This window comes from Streptomyces cavernicola, from assembly GCF_029968035.1.
Lineage (GTDB): Bacteria > Actinomycetota > Actinomycetes > Streptomycetales > Streptomycetaceae > Streptomyces > Streptomyces cavernicola.
In genome coordinates this window covers 1-14,340 of sequence record NZ_JASCIQ010000041.1, presented here as the reverse complement: position 1 = coordinate 14,340, position 14,340 = coordinate 1, and the positions used below count along the sequence as shown (strand labels likewise).

Sequence of the window (14,340 nt, the reverse complement as noted above, 5' to 3'; positions counted from 1 at the left end):
TCCTGCTCCTCGGCTCGACCTCAAGGGACGAGTGGTAAGGGGGTGTTGGGGACGATGGGGGTGATGCGGATGATGCGGGTTCTCGGGGGAGAGTGGGCGCGCCCGCCGGTCGCCGCCGGGTCCAACTCGACAGGTGGGCGAGGGAGTTCGGCGCGTACGCGATACGGGGCCACAGCCCTGTGGGCGGCCGGGGGCGGGCCTGAGCTCGGGGTCTCCGCTGCTCGTGGGCAGTGATGTTACGGGAGCACGGACTCGCCGGGAGCGTGCATTCGTTGCGTGGAGGCGGCGGATCATTGCGCGACCGACCACGACGCCCGCGAGGCCGGGGAGCCCGCCGCGCTGCAGGTCAGGGGAATTGTCTTGCGGCGCCGACGGCCCGATCGGCATGCTCGCCGACGTGACCACTCCCCGCGCAGCCACGCCCGCCGTCACCGATACCGATACCGAGACCTATGCCGACGCCAACTCGCCCACCGACCTCGTCGTACCGGTGAAGGTGCGCGACCTGCTGCCCCGCGACCTGGCCGACTGCGGCTGGTCGGGCTCGGCCACCCATCTGAGCCATGTGGAGCACGAGTTGGCGCGCGCCGCCGCCGGAGAAGTGGACTACCTGGCGGTGTGCACCCCGGCGGACGTACCCGTGGCGATCGGCGGCGTCGACTACCAGGCGTCCGAAGGGGCCGGCACCCTCTGGCAGCTGGCCGTGCTCCCGGCGCTCCAGTCCTGCGGCCTCGGCACGCTCCTCGTCCGCGCCGCCGAACAGCGCATCCGCGCCCGCGGCCTGAGGAGAGCCGAACTGGCAGTGGAGGAGGACAACCCACGCGCCCGCGCCCTGTACGAACGCCTCGGCTACGCCGCGTACGGCCGCGAACCCGACGCCTGGGACGAGGAAGGGCCCGACGGTGAGCTCCGCCGCCACGAGACGATGTGCACCTTGATGGGACGACACCTCTGAGACGCGACCGGGGGTGGGGCTCGACGAGGTGCTGCGCGCGGGTCCTCGTGGTAGGCGACGGTGAGCCCGAGCAGCGCGCTCGCCGGACGGACGGCCGGCGGCGAGCAGCCGGAAGGCGTCGTCTTGTAGCGGAGGGACGCCACGGGGCGGTCGCTGCGGGCGAGTTCAGGCGTGGGGCCCACCCAGCCGATGCAGGTGCCGTCCCCGGCTCAACCCCCGCTGCCGGGGCGGGGCTTGGGCGACTGAAACGATGAGGCGCATGACGCAGGAATCGCAGAGTCACGGAGAGGCGCTCGTCGCCGCCGCGCGCGCCGGGGACGAGAAGAACGCGTGGCGTCACACCGACTTCTTCGTGCTCGGGCACCACGTGGACGAGGGCATTCCGTACTGGGAACGGGCGGTGGCCGAGGGTGACGCCTTCTCGCACTACACCCTCGCCCGCTACCGGAAGGTCCGCGGCGACCGGACCGCGGCCGAGGCGCTCTACCGTGCCGTCGCCGAACGGCACTCCGACTCCGCCTACGGACTCGGCGTACTCCTCAAGGAGAACGGCGACCCCGAGGCCGCCGAGTGGTTCCGGCACGGTTGGGAGTGGGGCGGCCACCTCGACTGCAAGATCGAGCTGGGCAAGCAACTGGCCGCCGAGGGACGCCTGGACGAGGCGGCGAAGTTCCTGCGGGAGGACGTGGGCCTGGGCGACATCGCGGTCTTCCGCTGGGTGGAGCTCTTCGAGTCGATCGGGGAGCAGTTCGCCCGGATCGAGGAGACCCTCGACAACGCCGAGGCGGCGGCGGAGTACGGCGACGCGGAGACAGCCGCCGAGCGGGCCGTCGAGACGACCGGCCCGCTCCTCGACCTGGAGGAGCAGGGGCACTTCCGCACCTACCCCGGCCTCGCGGAGCAGGCCGCGGACCTCTACCGCAGGGCCGCCGCCCGCAGCGAGAAGGCCCGCGTCGCGCAGGCCTCGTTCCAGGCCGTCACCACCGACTACGAAGCCTGGCCCGAGGCACGCGCCCTGCTCCTCCAGGCCCACGAAGCGGGGTATGACGGTGCTTCGTTCGGCCTCGGCATCCTGCACTCGGAGCGCGGGGAGATCGCCGAGACGGAGCACTGGTACGAGGTCTCGTACGCCCGCGGAAACCGCCGCGCCGCCTGGAAACTGGGCCTGCTGCGCAAGTGGCAGTGGCGGTACGAGGACGCCGAACGCTGGTTCCGCAAGGCTGGGGAGAACGACGCGAAAGTTCTCGCGCAGCTTGAGAACATCGCCGCCCTGCGCGCCGAGGACGACGCGAGCGCACCCGGCGACCCCGACCCGCGCGGCCTGACCGCACTGCGCGAGCGCGCGGAGGCGGGCGACGCCGACGCCGCGTACGCGTACGGGGAAGCGCTCGCCGAGCGGCCGGGCGTGGCCCCCGGGCCCTGATCCGGTGGTACGAACCCGCCGCGGCGGCGGGCGACGCGGAGGCCGCGTACGACCTCGGGGACCTGTACCGCGAGGCGCGCGAGCCGGTGCTGCGCGACAAGTGGTACCGCAGGTCCGCCGAGGCGGGGAACCATTACGCGTGCTTCAAGATGGGCCGGCTCTCCGAGCAGCACTACGACTTCCAGGAGGCGGAGCGCTGGTACGAGCGCGCGGCGGCCGGCGGCAGGTCGCTGCACGCCCTGCTCGCGGGCAAGTTGAAGGCCCAGCGCGGCGCGTACGCCGAGGCGGAGCCGTTCCTGCGCGAGGCCTGGGAAGAGGGGTACGGGGAACCGCACGGGACGGAGGCCGCCGGGTACTACGGGCTCGTCCTGCACCGCCTCGGCCGGCTCGCGGAGGCCGTCGAGCCGCTGGAGGAAGCCGCACTGAGCTGGGACGAGGACGTGCGCCCCCGCTACAGCCGGGACGACCTGACCGTGCTCGCCCGGATGATGGATCCGCAGCAGGAACTGGAGAAGGTCAACGCGGCACTGGCCGACTGACGGGACCCGGCCGGCTCCCCTGGCCGCCACTCCGGCGGGCCGGACCTCAGATCCCGCCCCCTCACCTCGACTTCAGGCCTCGGCGACCTCAGGCCTCGCCCTTGACCTCGAAAGTCCCGTACTCCGGCAGCCCCGTGCACTGGAAGACGTGGACGGAGAGACCGCCGGGCGTCGTCCGGTGCCCGTCGAGCCGGAGACCGGCCGGGGCGCCGCCGTCGGGGAACAGCCGGCGGCCCTGGCCCACGACGACCGGGGCGATCACGAGCCGCAACTCGTCGACGAGCCCGGCGGCGAGCAGGGACTGAGCGAGCAGGGCACTGCCGTGCACCTGGAGCTCGCCGCCGGGCTGCTGCTTGAGCCGCGCGACGTGGGCGGGCACGTCACCGGACAGGATCGTGGTCGGATCCCAGGCCGCCTCGTCGAGGTGGTCGGACGCGACGTACTTGGGCAGGCCGTTCATCGTGTCCGCGAGGGGGTGCAGGCCGGCCATCGCGGGCCAGTCGCGGGCGAAGTTCTCGTAGGTGCGGCGGCCGAAGAGCAGCGCGTCGGCCCGGCCGAGCCAGTCGGCGGCGAGCTGTTCGAACTCCTCGTCCAGGTGCGGTACGAACCAGCCGCCGCGGGTGAAACCGCCGCTGGTGTCCTCGTCCGGCGCCCCCGGGCCCTGCGAGACCCCGTCCAGGGTCAGGAACTCCTGCACGACCAGCTTCATCACACACCGCTCTCCTCGACCGCCGTCCTCACCATGGTCGTCGCGGCCACCACACGCGGCAATGCGACCGAGAGAACCACGACGACCGCTACGACGACGGTGGCGGCGCGGTGTGCGCGCGGTAGACGGCCATCCGCACCGTGGCCGCCGTCGCGTCGGGGGCGCGGTCCGTGACGGAGAGCCGGGCGTACGGGGAGGCGTTCGGCAGCAGGTCGACGCAGACCACCGGGCCCGAACGCGGGCGGAGCGCGACGAAGTCCCGAGCAGGCGAGCCCTCCGCGCCCTCGGCGCCGGTGTCCGTGCCCGAACCCTCCGTCGTCGGGCCCGCGCGCGATCCGTGCGCGTCCGACGGGCCGAGGCCCGCGGCCTCCGCCTTCGACGGGTCCAGGCCCGTGACGTTCCGTACGCCGACACTGAGCACGTCGGGGATCCACGTGCCCCGGCCCGGCGTGCCGCGCAGGACCCGCCACCAGGACGCGTCCACCGTGACCCGCTCGACCGCGCCGATCGGCACATGGACGTCGCCGTGCCGGGCTGCGAGCTTCTCCCACCAGGTGAGGCGTACGACAAGCTCGCCTCCGCGGACCACCAACCGGGCCATGGCAGCTGCACCTTCTTCGGCGTTCACCTACCTGACCAGGATATTCCGCAGGCCCACCGCCGACCCGGCGGAGCGGGGGCGAAGCCGAGCAGCAGTCGGCTCCGCTCCGCCCCGCTCCCGGATCACGCGGCCGTGAGCCCAAGCCCCGCCGCGATCCGCCCCCGGTGCCAGGCCGGTGTGCCGAGGAGCTGGGTCGTGCCGTGGGCCCGCTTGAAGTAGCGGTGGGCGTCGTGCTCCCAGGTGATGCCGATGCCGCCGTGCAGCTGGATCATCTCGCCGGCCACCGTCGAGAACGCCTCCGAGCAGGCCGCCTTGGCGACGGCCGCCCGTCGGGTCAGTTCCGTGGAGCCCTCGGCCGCCGCGAACGCCGCGCCCAGGGCGGCCGTCCGGGCCGACTCCACCAGCACGAACGCATCGGCCAGACGGTGCTTCACCGCCTGGAACGAGCCGATGGGACGGCCGAACTGGACGCGTTCCTTCGCGTACGCGACCGTCAGCTCCAGGCAGCGCTCGGCCGCACCGACCTGCTCGGCGGTGAGCGCCGCGCAGGCCAGGTCGAGCACGTGCCGCAGCACCCGGCCGCCCTCGCCCGCCGCGCCGACCAGCCGTCCCTCGGCGCCGTCGAGCTCCAGGCGCGCCAGGTCCCGCGTGCCGTCCATGGCCACGACCGCCGAGCGGCGCATCCCCGCACCGTCCACCGGCAGGTGGAACAACGACACCCCTTCCGGAGTGCGGGCCGCGACGAGCAGCAGGTCCGCCGTGGCCCCGTGCAGCACATGCTCCTTGGCGCCGGTGAGGTGCCACGTATCGCCGTCAGGCCCGGGAACCGCCTCCGCCCGCACAGCCTCCGGATCCCAGGACCCCTCCTCGGCCCAGGCCAGCGCCCCGACCGCCGTGCCCTCGGCGAGCCCCGGCAGGAACTCCTCGCACGCCGCCTTGTCGCCGGAGGCGAGCAGCGCCTGTACGGCGAGCACCGCGGAGCCGAGATACGGGACGGGGCTCAGCTCGCGCCCCAACTCCTCCATCACCACGTGCACTTCGAGCGCCCCGCAGCCCGCCCCGCCGTACTCCTCGGGCACGGCAAGCCCGGTCGCGCCGATCTGCTCGGTCAACGGCAGCCAGGCGGCGGCCCCTTCATGGCGCCCGAGCAGCGACCGTACGGCGGAGCGCAACTCCTCCTGCTCCTCGGTCAGCCTCATACGTCAACTCCCTTCTCGAACACGGTGGTTGAGGGACCGGGAGCCGGCGGATTCTCGCCCGAGGCCCCGGCATCGTACTCCTCCGACAGGTCCTTGCCACGGGTCTCGCGGATGCGCCAGATCGCGAGCAGCGACACGACGGCGCAGACGATCGCCAGAATCGCGAGGGGTCCGCTCCGCATCCCCTCCGGGCCGGAAAGGAGACCGCCGGCGATCAGCGGCGTGAATCCGCTGCCGATGAGCGCGGCCAGCTGGTACCCCATGGACGCCCCGGTGTAGCGGACCTCGGTGCCGAACATCTCGGAGAGCAGCGGCCCGAGCGGCGCGTACATCGCGGACTGCAGCAGCTGGCCGATGAGCATGCCCACGATCAGCAGGGCCGGCTTCCCCGTGTCGATCAGGGCGTACATGGGGAAGGCGCACAGCGCGATGCCCACCGCGCCGCCCACCACGACCTTCCGGCGGCCGAGGCGGTCGGACAGTGCGGAGAACAGCGGGATCGTCACCAGAGCCATCAGCGAGGCGGCGATGAGCCCGTTCATGACGTCGGCGGTGGCGAAGCCGATGCCCGTGGCGTACGTGAGCATGAAGATGCTGATCAGGCCGGTCAGGGCGAAGGGGCCGATGCCGACCGCGCAGGCGAGCAGCAGCACGCGGGGCCTGCGCAGCACCTTCAGGAGCGGCGGACGGGGCTTGGCGACGGCCTGCTTCTGCTGGGCGTCGACGGCCTGCCGGAACAGCGGGCTCTCCGAGACGCTGATCCGCACGTACAGGCCGATGGCCATGAGCAGCGCGCTGAACAGGAACGGGACGCGCCAGCCCCAGGACATGAACTGGTCGCGGGGCAGTGTCGTGGTCGCGGTCACGGCGAGGGTCGACATCAGGAAGCCGATCGGCGACCCCATCTGCATGACGCCGTTCCACAGCCCTCGGCGTTCCGCCTCGGCGTGCTCGACGACCATCAGCGTCGCGCCGCCCCACTCGCCGCCGATGGCGATGCCCTGCACGACGCGGAGCAGCACGAGCAGCACGGGCGCCGCGATGCCGATCGACTCGTACGTGGGCAGGAGGCCGATGAGGAAGCTCGCCGCTCCCATCAGGACCATGGTCAGGACGAGCATCGTCTTGCGGCCGACCCGGTCGCCGAAGTGGCCGAAGACCATGCCGCCGACCGGCCGTGCGACATAGCCGGCGGCCAGGGTGCCGAACGAGGCGATCATGCCGACCGTCGGGTTCGACTCGGGGAAGAACAGCGGGCCGAGGACGAGGGCGGCCATGGTCCCGTAGAGCAGGAAGTCGTAGTACTCGATGACGGTGCCGAGCAGACTCGACAGCGCCACCTTGCGCAGCAGCGCGGGGTCGGGCGCGGCTGCGGGTCTCGCTGGGTCCTTCGGGGAGGGTGCGGCGGACATGGGTACTCCCGTGTGCGGTGGGCGGAGTAAGTGCGTGGGGGTCCCCCTGCTCGAGCGAAGCCGAGAGCTTGGGGGAGGGTGTGGGGAGTTGGGCCTAGGGGGTGTCTCTCCGATCTTTGCGGATCAGGCCGCGGCGTCTGGTGCGTGCTCTCGGCGTGCGACCGGATCTCCCTCGTACTGGAGGTACTTGGGTGATTCGGGCGTGCGGCGATGGGGGTACCTCCCTGCTCGAGCGCAGCCGAGAGCTTGGGGGAGCGTGCCAGGCGTCGCGGACCCGCAAAGATCGGGGAGACGCCCCCTAGCGGAGACGGCGGGGGAGGGGGCTCAGCCGGCGAGCACGCGGGCGCGGCACTCCGCGGGCGTGCCCCAGGCCGTGCGCAGCGCGCGGGCCTTGCGGATCCACAGGGACAGGTCGAGCTCCTCGGTGTAGCCGAGGGCACCGTGGAGTTGCAGCGCCGAGCGTCCGGCGGTGTACGCGGCCTCGCAGGCGGCGACCTTCGCGGCGGCCACCGCGGGGCCCGAGGCAGGGCCCTCCGCGTCCCCCGACGCGAGCGCGAGGGCCGCCGCGTGCACCAGCGGCTCGGCGAACTCCAGGGCGATCAGCGCGTCCGCGAGCCGGTGCTTCACCGCCTGGAACGAGCCGATCGCGACGCCGAACTGGGTGCGCCCGCCCACGTATGCGACGGTCTGCGCGAGCAGCGTGCGGCCCACGCCGAGCGCCTGTGCCGCCGTGCAGAGCGCCGCGACCTCGGCGGCGTGCGCGGCGGCGGCCGCCATCTCCTCGCCCTGCCGTAGCACCGCGCCCCCGACCGGCCGGGCCAGCCGCCGGGCAGGGTCGGACGACGGCTGCACGGGCCCCGTCGACTCCGCGAGCCGCAGCGTGTCCCCGTCGACGACGAACACCGCGTCGGCGGCGTCGGCGTCCAGGGCGTACGGGGAGGTGGGGGAGGCCAGGCAGAGCGATGCGGCGGTCTTGCCGGAGGCGATGCCGGGCAGGTGGTCGGCGGCGAGAGGGCCGCCGAGCCGGCCGAGCAGCGCGGCCGCGGCCACCGTCTCCACGAGCGGACCCGGCGTCGCATGCCGCCCCAACTCGCGGAAGGACACGGCGAGTTCGACCGGCAGGAAGCCCGTGCCCTCGTGTTCGTCCGGCACGGCGAGGGCGAACACCCCGGCCTCGGCCAGCCTCGCCCACAGGGCGCGGCCGGGGCCGGTGTCCCCGGCCGCCCAGGCCCGGATCGTCGCCGCCGGGTCGGCGGCGCTCAGCATCTTGTCGAGCGAGCGCGCGAACTCCCGCTGCTCGTCGTCGAGGAGGAACCGCATCACCGACGTCCCTTCGGCAGACCGAGCAGCCGCTCGGCGATGATGTCGCGCTGGATCTCGTTGGTGCCCGCGTAGATGGGCCCGGCGAGCGAGAATGTGTACCCCTCGGCCCAACTCCCGTGCGCAGGCGCGTCGTTCGCCTCGTCGGACAGCTCGCCGTACGGGCCGAGCAGGTCGAGCGCCGTCTCGTGCAGGGCGATGTCCAGGTCGGACCAGAAGACTTTGTTGAGGCTGGACTCCGCGCCGATCGATCCCGCCCGTCGCCCACCACCACCCTTGCCCGAGGGCCCTGCGGGCCCGCCCCCCTCTTCGGCGATCCGCGAGGCGTTGGCGTACGTGAACAGCCGGTAGGCGCGGGCGCCGATCACCGCGTCCGCGACCCGGTCCCGCAGCGCCGTGTCGCCGGGGTCGCCCTCGGCGCGCCACAGCTCGGTGAGCCGGTCGGCGGCCGCCGTGAACCGGCCGGGGCTGCGCAGAGTCAGGCCGCGCTCGTTCCCCGCCGTGCTCATCGCGACCTTCCAGCCCTGGCCGGGCTCGCCGATCACGTCCGCGTCCGGCACGAACACCTCGTCCAGGAACAGCTCCGCGAACGCGGGCTTGCCGTCGAGCCGCCCGATGGGCCGCACGGTCACACCGTCCGCGTCCAGCGGGAACATCAGATACGTGAGGCCCCGGTGCGGCTTGCCCGCCTCCAGGCCCTCCCGGTCGCTGCGGAACAGGCCGAACGCCCGGTCCGCGAACGCAGCGCGCGACGACCAGGTCTTCTGGCCGTTCAACAGCCAACCCCCGTCGACCCGTTGGGCGGTGGAGCGCAGTGAGGCGAGGTCGGAGCCGGACTCGGGCTCCGACCAGGCCTGCGCCCAGATCACCTCGCCGCTCGCCATGGACGGCAGGACGCGGGCGCGCTGCTCGTCGGTGCCGTGCTCGAAGAGGGTGGGGGCGAGGAGGTTGATGCCGTTCTGGCTGACCCGCCCGGGGGCGCCGGCCGCGTAGTACTCCTCCTCGAAGATCAGCCACTGCAGGATCGAGGCGCCGCGGCCCCCGAACTCCTCGGGCCAGGACACCACCGACCAGCGGTCGGCGTGCAGGGCGCGCTCCCACTCCCGGTGCGCGGCGAAGCCGTCGGCGGTCTCCAGGGAGGGCAGCGGGGTCGCGGGGACGTGCGCGGCGAGCCAGGCACGGGCCTCGGTGCGGAACGCGTCCTCCGCTGCGGTGAAGTCGAGGTCCATCAGCGGGAGTTCTCCTTCGCTTTGACGGAATCGGTGTACGTCACCGTGCGGCCTCCTTCATGGCCCGTACGTCCATGCCGCCGAGCGAGTCCTTCGCCGTCTCCGCGTTATGTGCGTGCGCCACATGGTGCAGCCCGAAAACGGAGTCCAGACCTGTGTGCAGACCCTGTAGGTCCTCGGCCTGGTTCACCGCGCGCTTCGTCAACGCGAGGCCCAGGCGCGGCATGTCGGCTATCCGCTCGGCCAACTCCAGGGTCCGGTCGCCGAGTTCGGCCCGCGGCACGACCCGGTTGACCATGCCGACCTCGTACGCGCGCTGCGCGCTCATCCGGTCCCCGGTGTACAGGAACTCCTTGGCGATGCGCGGCGGCATCACCCACGGATGCGCGAAGTACTCCACGCCCGGGATGCCCATACGGACCACGGGGTCGGCGAAGAACGCGTCGTCGGAGGCCACGATCAGGTCGCAGATCCAGGCGAGCATCAGACCGCCCGCCACGCAGGCCCCCTGGACCGAGGCGATCACCGGCTTGGGCAGTTCGCGCCAGCGGCGGCACATGCCCAGGTAGACCTCGGACTCGCGGGCGAAGCGGCTCTCCGCGCCCTCCTTGTCCGAGTGGTCCCACCAGAGGCCGGCCTTCCGGTCGAACGGCAGATGCGCGTCCCGCTCGGGGGTGCCGATGTCATGGCCGGCCGAGAAGTGCTTCCCCTCCCCGGCGAGCACGACGACCTTGACGTCACTGTCGTCGGCCGCGCGGTAGAAGGCCCGGTCGAGGGCGTACGTCATCGCGGAGTTCTGGGCGTTGCGGTGGTCGGGCCGGTCCATCGTGACGATCGCGACGGGGCCGCGGCGTTCGTAGCGGACGGGTTCCCTGGGCTCGGTGTTCCCGGGCCCGGTGCGGGCAGCGGACATCCGCCCTCCTTCCCTAACAAGTGTTTGGTAGGTTAACGTACGGGCCCTCGGCCGTCGAGAAGTCGAGTCGCCGAGTTGAAACGCAGAGCCGAAGCCGAGACGCACCGTCGAAGTCGAGCCGCAGAGTCGAAGTCGAGCCGCTGAGCCGCAGAGAGCAGCCGGAGCCGCCCATGAGCAACGTCGAGGAGTTCCGCACCGAGGTCCGCAGCTGGCTGCGCGCCAACCTCACCGGAGAGTTCGCGGCCCTGCGCGGGCGCGGCGGCCCCGGCCGGGAGCACGAGGCCTTCGCCGAACGCCTCGCCTGGGAACGGCACTTGGCGGCCGCCGGATGGACGTGCATCGGCTGGCCCGAGGAGCAGGGCGGGCGCGGCGCGAGCCTGGAACAGCAGGTCGCCTTCCATGAGGAGTACGCCCTCGCGGACGCCCCCGCCCGCGTCAACCACATCGGGGAGCAGCTGCTCGGGCCCACCCTCATCGCCTTCGGAACGCCCGAACAGCGCGCCCGCTTCCTGCCGAAGATCGTCGCCGTGGAGGAACTCTGGTGCCAGGGCTACAGCGAGCCCGACGCGGGATCGGACCTCGCCAACGTCCGTACCCGGGCCGAACGCGACGGCGACGAGTGGGTGGTCACCGGCCAGAAGATCTGGACCTCGCTCGCCCACGAGTCCGACTGGTGCTTCGTCGTCGCCCGCACCGAACCCGGCTCCACCCGCCACCAGGGCCTCTCGTACCTCCTCGTCCCGCTCCACCGGCCCGGCGTCGACATCCGGCCCATCACCCAGCTCACCGGCACCTCAGAGTTCAACGAGGTGTTCTTCGACGGCGCCCGCACCCCCGCCTCGCACATCGTCGGCGCCCCCGGCGACGGCTGGAAGGTCGCGATGGCCACCCTGGGCTTCGAACGCGGCGTGTCCACCCTCGGCCAACAGGTCGGATTCCAGCGCGAGTTGGAAGCAGTCATCGCCCTCGCCAAACGCAACGGCGCGGCCGCTGACCCGCTGATCCGGGACCGCATCGCCCGCGCCTGGACCGGCCTGGAGATCATCCGCGGCAACGCCCTGCGCATGCTCGACGGCGTCGCCGCCGGGGCGCCCGGACCCGAGGCGTCCATCGGCAAGATCTACTGGGCCACCTGGCACCGCGAGCTCGGCGAACTCGCCATGGACGTCTGCGGCGCCGACGGCCTCCTCGCGAACGGCGAGCCCTACGACCTCACCGACTGGCAGCGCCTCTACCTGTTCTCCCGCTCCGACACCATCTACGCCGGATCGAACGAGATCCAGCGCAACATCATCGCCGAGCGCGTGCTCGGACTCCCCAAGGAGGTACGCGGATGACCTCGACCCCGCCCCCGTACGTACCCGGCCACCAGCTGCTCGCCGGGCGCAGCGCCGTCGTCACCGCCGCCGCAGGCGCCGGCATCGGCGGGGCCACCGCACGGCGGCTCCTCGAAGAGGGCGCGAGCGTGGTGATCTCCGACGCGCACGCCCGCAGGCTCAAGGAGTCCGAGGCCGAGCTCGCCGCCGAGTTCGGTGCTGACCGGGTCGCCGCGCTGCCCTGCGACGTCACCGACGAGACGCAGGTCGCCGCGCTGTTCGACCTCGCCGAGGAACGCGGCGGACGGCTCGACATCGTCGTCAACAACGCGGGCCTGGGCGGCACTTCGGACCTCGTCGACATGACCGACGCCCAGTGGGACAAGGTCCTCGACGTCACCCTCAACGGCACCATGCGCTGCACCCGCGCCGCCCTCCGCCGTATGAAGGCGGCGGGCGAGGGCGGCGTCGTCGTCAACAACGCCTCCGTCGTCGGCTGGCGCGCCCAGAAGGGCCAGGCCCACTACGCCGCCGCCAAGGCCGGCGTCATGGCCCTGACCCGCTGCGCCGCCCTGGAGGCCGCGGATTTCGGCGTACGCGTCAACGCCGTGTCCCCGAGCCTCGCCATGCACCCGCACCTGGTGAAGGTCACCACCCCCGAACTCCTGGAGGAGCTCACATCCCGCGAGGCGTTCGGGCGGTACGCCGAGCCCTGGGAGGTCGCCAACGTCATCGTCTTCCTCGCCAGCGGCTACTCCTCGTACCTCACCGGCGAGGTGCTGTCCGTCAGCAGCCAGCACGCGTGAGAGCGCGATGACGCGACGCCGAGCAGCAGCGAGCAGACCGTGATGAGCACGGCGCCCCAGCGGCGCGAGGAGATCCTGGCCACCGCCGCCGAGGTGTTCGCCGCCCAGGGCTACAACGCCACCACCGTCCGCAAGATCGCCGACGCCGCGGGCATGCTCGCGGGCAGCCTCTACTACCACTTCGACTCCAAGGAGTCGATGCTCGACGAGATCCTCTCCACCTTCCTGGACGCCCTGTGGGCCCGGTACGACACCGTGCTCGCCGCCGGGCTCGGGCCCAGGGAGACCCTCGGGGCGCTCGTCACCGAGTCCTTCCGGGAGATCGACCGGCACCGCGCCGCCGTCGCCATCTACCAGAGGGAGTCCAAACACCTCCTGGACCAGCCGCGCTTCGGCTACCTCGCCGACTCGCAAGCACAGTTCGAGAAGGCGTGGCTCGGCACCCTGGAGCGCGGAGTCGCCGCCGAGGCGTTCCGCGCGGACCTCGACATCCGGCTCACGTACCGCTTCGTGCGCGACACCGTGTGGGTCGCCGCGTCCTGGTACCGGCCGGGCGGACAGCACAGCGCCGAGGAGATCGCCCGCCAGTACCTGTCGACGGTCCTTGAGGGCATCGCCCGGCGCACATGACACTGGACATACGGATAGAGGGAGACACCATGGCCGAGGCCTACATAGTCGAGGCGGTTCGCACCCCGGTCGGCCGGCGCAACGGCGGCCTTGCCGCCGTGCACCCCGCCGACCTGGGAGCACACGTACTCAAGGCGCTCATGGAGCGCGCCGGGGCCGACCCGGCGGCCGTCGAGGACGTCGTCTTCGGCTGCCTGGACACCGTCGGCCCGCAGGCCGGCGACATCGCCCGCACCGCCTGGCTGGCCGCCGGGCTCCCGGAGGAGGTGCCCGGCGTCACCGTGGACCGCCAGTGCGGCTCGTCCCAGCAGGCCGTGCACTTCGCCGCCCAGGCGGTGCTCTCCGGCACCAGCGACCTGGTCGTCGCGGGCGGCGTGCAGAACATGTCGCAGGTCCCCATCGCCTTCGCCAGCCGGCAGGCCGTCGACCCCCTCGGCCTGCCCGAGCCCAGCCCGTACGCGGGCGAGGGCTGGCGGGCCCGCTACGGTGACCAGCCCGTCAACCAGTTCCACGGCGCCGAGCTGATCGCGAAGAAGTGGGACATCTCGCGGCGCGACATGGAGGAGTTCGCGCTCCGCTCCCACCAGCGGGCCGCCCGCGCCATCGACGAGGGCCGCTTCGACCGCGAGACCGTCGCGTACGGGGACGTCGCCCACGACGAGGGCCCGCGCCGCGACACCAGCCTGGAGAAGATGGCCGGGCTCCAACCCCTCGTCGAGAGCGGCCGGTTGACCGCCGCGGTCTCCTCGCAGGTCTCCGACGGCGCCTCGGCGATGCTCCTCGCGAGCGAACGCGCCGTACGGGAGCACGGGCTCACCCCGCGCGCCCGGATCCACCACCTGTCGGTGCGCGGCGAGGACCCGATCCGGATGCTGTCCGCGCCGATCCCGGCGACGGCGTACGCCCTGAAGAAGGCGGGCATGTCGCTCGACGAGATCGATCTGGTCGAGATCAACGAGGCCTTCGCGTCCGTGGTCCTCGCCTGGCTGAAGGAGACCGGCGCCGACCCGGAGAAGGTCAACGTCAACGGCGGTGCCATCGCCCTCGGCCACCCGCTCGGCGCGACCGGCACCAAGCTGATGACGACGCTCCTGCACGAACTGGAGCGCACCGGCGGCCGCTTCGGCCTCCAGACCATGTGCGAGGGCGGCGGCCAGGCCAACGTGACGATCATCGAACGTCTCTGAGCGGACCGCTGGGCGCGGCCTGGGCCCATGGCTGCCCATGACTGGGCGTGGCCTGAGCCCATGGCTGGGCGTGGCCCGGCGAAAGGCCCGCGGGCAGGAAA

General features: G+C 72.5%; 14 protein-coding genes. 7 read left to right on the top strand and 7 right to left on the bottom strand.

Going from position 1 to position 14,340, the window contains the following annotated elements; genetic code table 11:
• Positions 1-490: 490 nt before the first annotated feature.
• The 3 genes from QIS96_RS30415 (at position 491) to QIS96_RS30405 (ending at position 2,917) form a co-directional block, all read left to right on the top strand.
• The gene (locus tag QIS96_RS30415) at positions 491-955 is read left to right on the top strand and encodes a GNAT family N-acetyltransferase (protein WP_282546080.1); all 465 of its coding nucleotides are present in this window, start codon (positions 491-493) and stop codon (positions 953-955) included.
• Positions 956-1,214: 259 nt separating this feature from the next.
• Complete coding sequence (locus tag QIS96_RS30410) at positions 1,215-2,378, top strand: hypothetical protein (protein WP_282546026.1); 1,164 nt, start codon at positions 1,215-1,217, stop codon at positions 2,376-2,378.
• Between the two features lie 86 nt (positions 2,379-2,464).
• Entirely contained in the window at positions 2,465-2,917 is a 453-nt protein-coding gene (locus tag QIS96_RS30405) for a hypothetical protein (RefSeq protein ID WP_282546025.1), read from the top strand.
• An 88-nt stretch (positions 2,918-3,005) separates the two neighbouring features.
• Here the strand turns inward: QIS96_RS30405 and QIS96_RS30400 are convergent, their stop codons facing one another.
• The 7 genes from QIS96_RS30400 to QIS96_RS30370 form a co-directional block, all read right to left on the bottom strand.
• On the bottom strand, positions 3,006-3,626 hold the full coding sequence (locus QIS96_RS30400; RefSeq protein WP_282546024.1) for a dihydrofolate reductase family protein: 621 nt from the start codon (positions 3,624-3,626) through the stop codon (positions 3,006-3,008).
• A gap of 88 nt (positions 3,627-3,714) precedes the next feature.
• Positions 3,715-4,227, bottom strand: a complete 513-nt coding sequence (locus tag QIS96_RS30395) for a hypothetical protein (RefSeq protein WP_282546023.1) — start codon at positions 4,225-4,227, stop codon at positions 3,715-3,717.
• A gap of 122 nt (positions 4,228-4,349) precedes the next feature.
• Positions 4,350-5,426, bottom strand: a complete 1,077-nt coding sequence (locus QIS96_RS30390; RefSeq protein ID WP_282546022.1) for an acyl-CoA dehydrogenase family protein — start codon at positions 5,424-5,426, stop codon at positions 4,350-4,352.
• Positions 5,423-6,838, bottom strand: a complete 1,416-nt coding sequence (locus QIS96_RS30385; protein WP_282546021.1) for an MFS transporter — start codon at positions 6,836-6,838, stop codon at positions 5,423-5,425. Before QIS96_RS30385 ends, QIS96_RS30390 begins: the two co-directional genes overlap by 4 nt.
• 324 nt (positions 6,839-7,162) lie before the next feature.
• Positions 7,163-8,158: an acyl-CoA dehydrogenase family protein gene (locus QIS96_RS30380; RefSeq protein ID WP_282546020.1), complete on the bottom strand. Its 996-nt coding sequence runs from the start codon at positions 8,156-8,158 to the stop codon at positions 7,163-7,165.
• The gene (locus tag QIS96_RS30375; protein ID WP_282546019.1) at positions 8,158-9,387 is read right to left on the bottom strand and encodes an acyl-CoA dehydrogenase family protein; all 1,230 of its coding nucleotides are present in this window, start codon (positions 9,385-9,387) and stop codon (positions 8,158-8,160) included. The genes QIS96_RS30380 and QIS96_RS30375 overlap by 1 nt, the downstream gene beginning before the upstream one ends.
• A gap of 40 nt (positions 9,388-9,427) precedes the next feature.
• Positions 9,428-10,300: an enoyl-CoA hydratase gene (locus QIS96_RS30370; RefSeq protein ID WP_282546018.1), complete on the bottom strand. Its 873-nt coding sequence runs from the start codon at positions 10,298-10,300 to the stop codon at positions 9,428-9,430.
• Positions 10,301-10,470: 170 nt separating this feature from the next.
• Between QIS96_RS30370 and QIS96_RS30365 the strand changes: the two genes are divergently transcribed.
• The 4 genes from QIS96_RS30365 to QIS96_RS30350 are packed head-to-tail and all read left to right on the top strand — an operon-like array spanning position 10,471 to position 14,239.
• A complete protein-coding gene (locus tag QIS96_RS30365; RefSeq protein WP_282546017.1) occupies positions 10,471-11,637 on the top strand; it encodes an acyl-CoA dehydrogenase family protein in 1,167 nt (388 codons plus the stop codon).
• Entirely contained in the window at positions 11,634-12,422 is a 789-nt protein-coding gene (locus tag QIS96_RS30360) for an SDR family oxidoreductase (protein ID WP_282546016.1), read from the top strand. Before QIS96_RS30365 ends, QIS96_RS30360 begins: the two co-directional genes overlap by 4 nt.
• 42 nt (positions 12,423-12,464) lie before the next feature.
• Complete coding sequence (locus QIS96_RS30355; RefSeq protein ID WP_282546015.1) at positions 12,465-13,052, top strand: TetR/AcrR family transcriptional regulator; 588 nt, start codon at positions 12,465-12,467, stop codon at positions 13,050-13,052.
• Positions 13,053-13,081: 29 nt separating this feature from the next.
• On the top strand, positions 13,082-14,239 hold the full coding sequence (locus tag QIS96_RS30350) for an acetyl-CoA C-acetyltransferase (RefSeq protein WP_282546014.1): 1,158 nt from the start codon (positions 13,082-13,084) through the stop codon (positions 14,237-14,239).
• Positions 14,240-14,340: the final 101 nt, after the last annotated feature.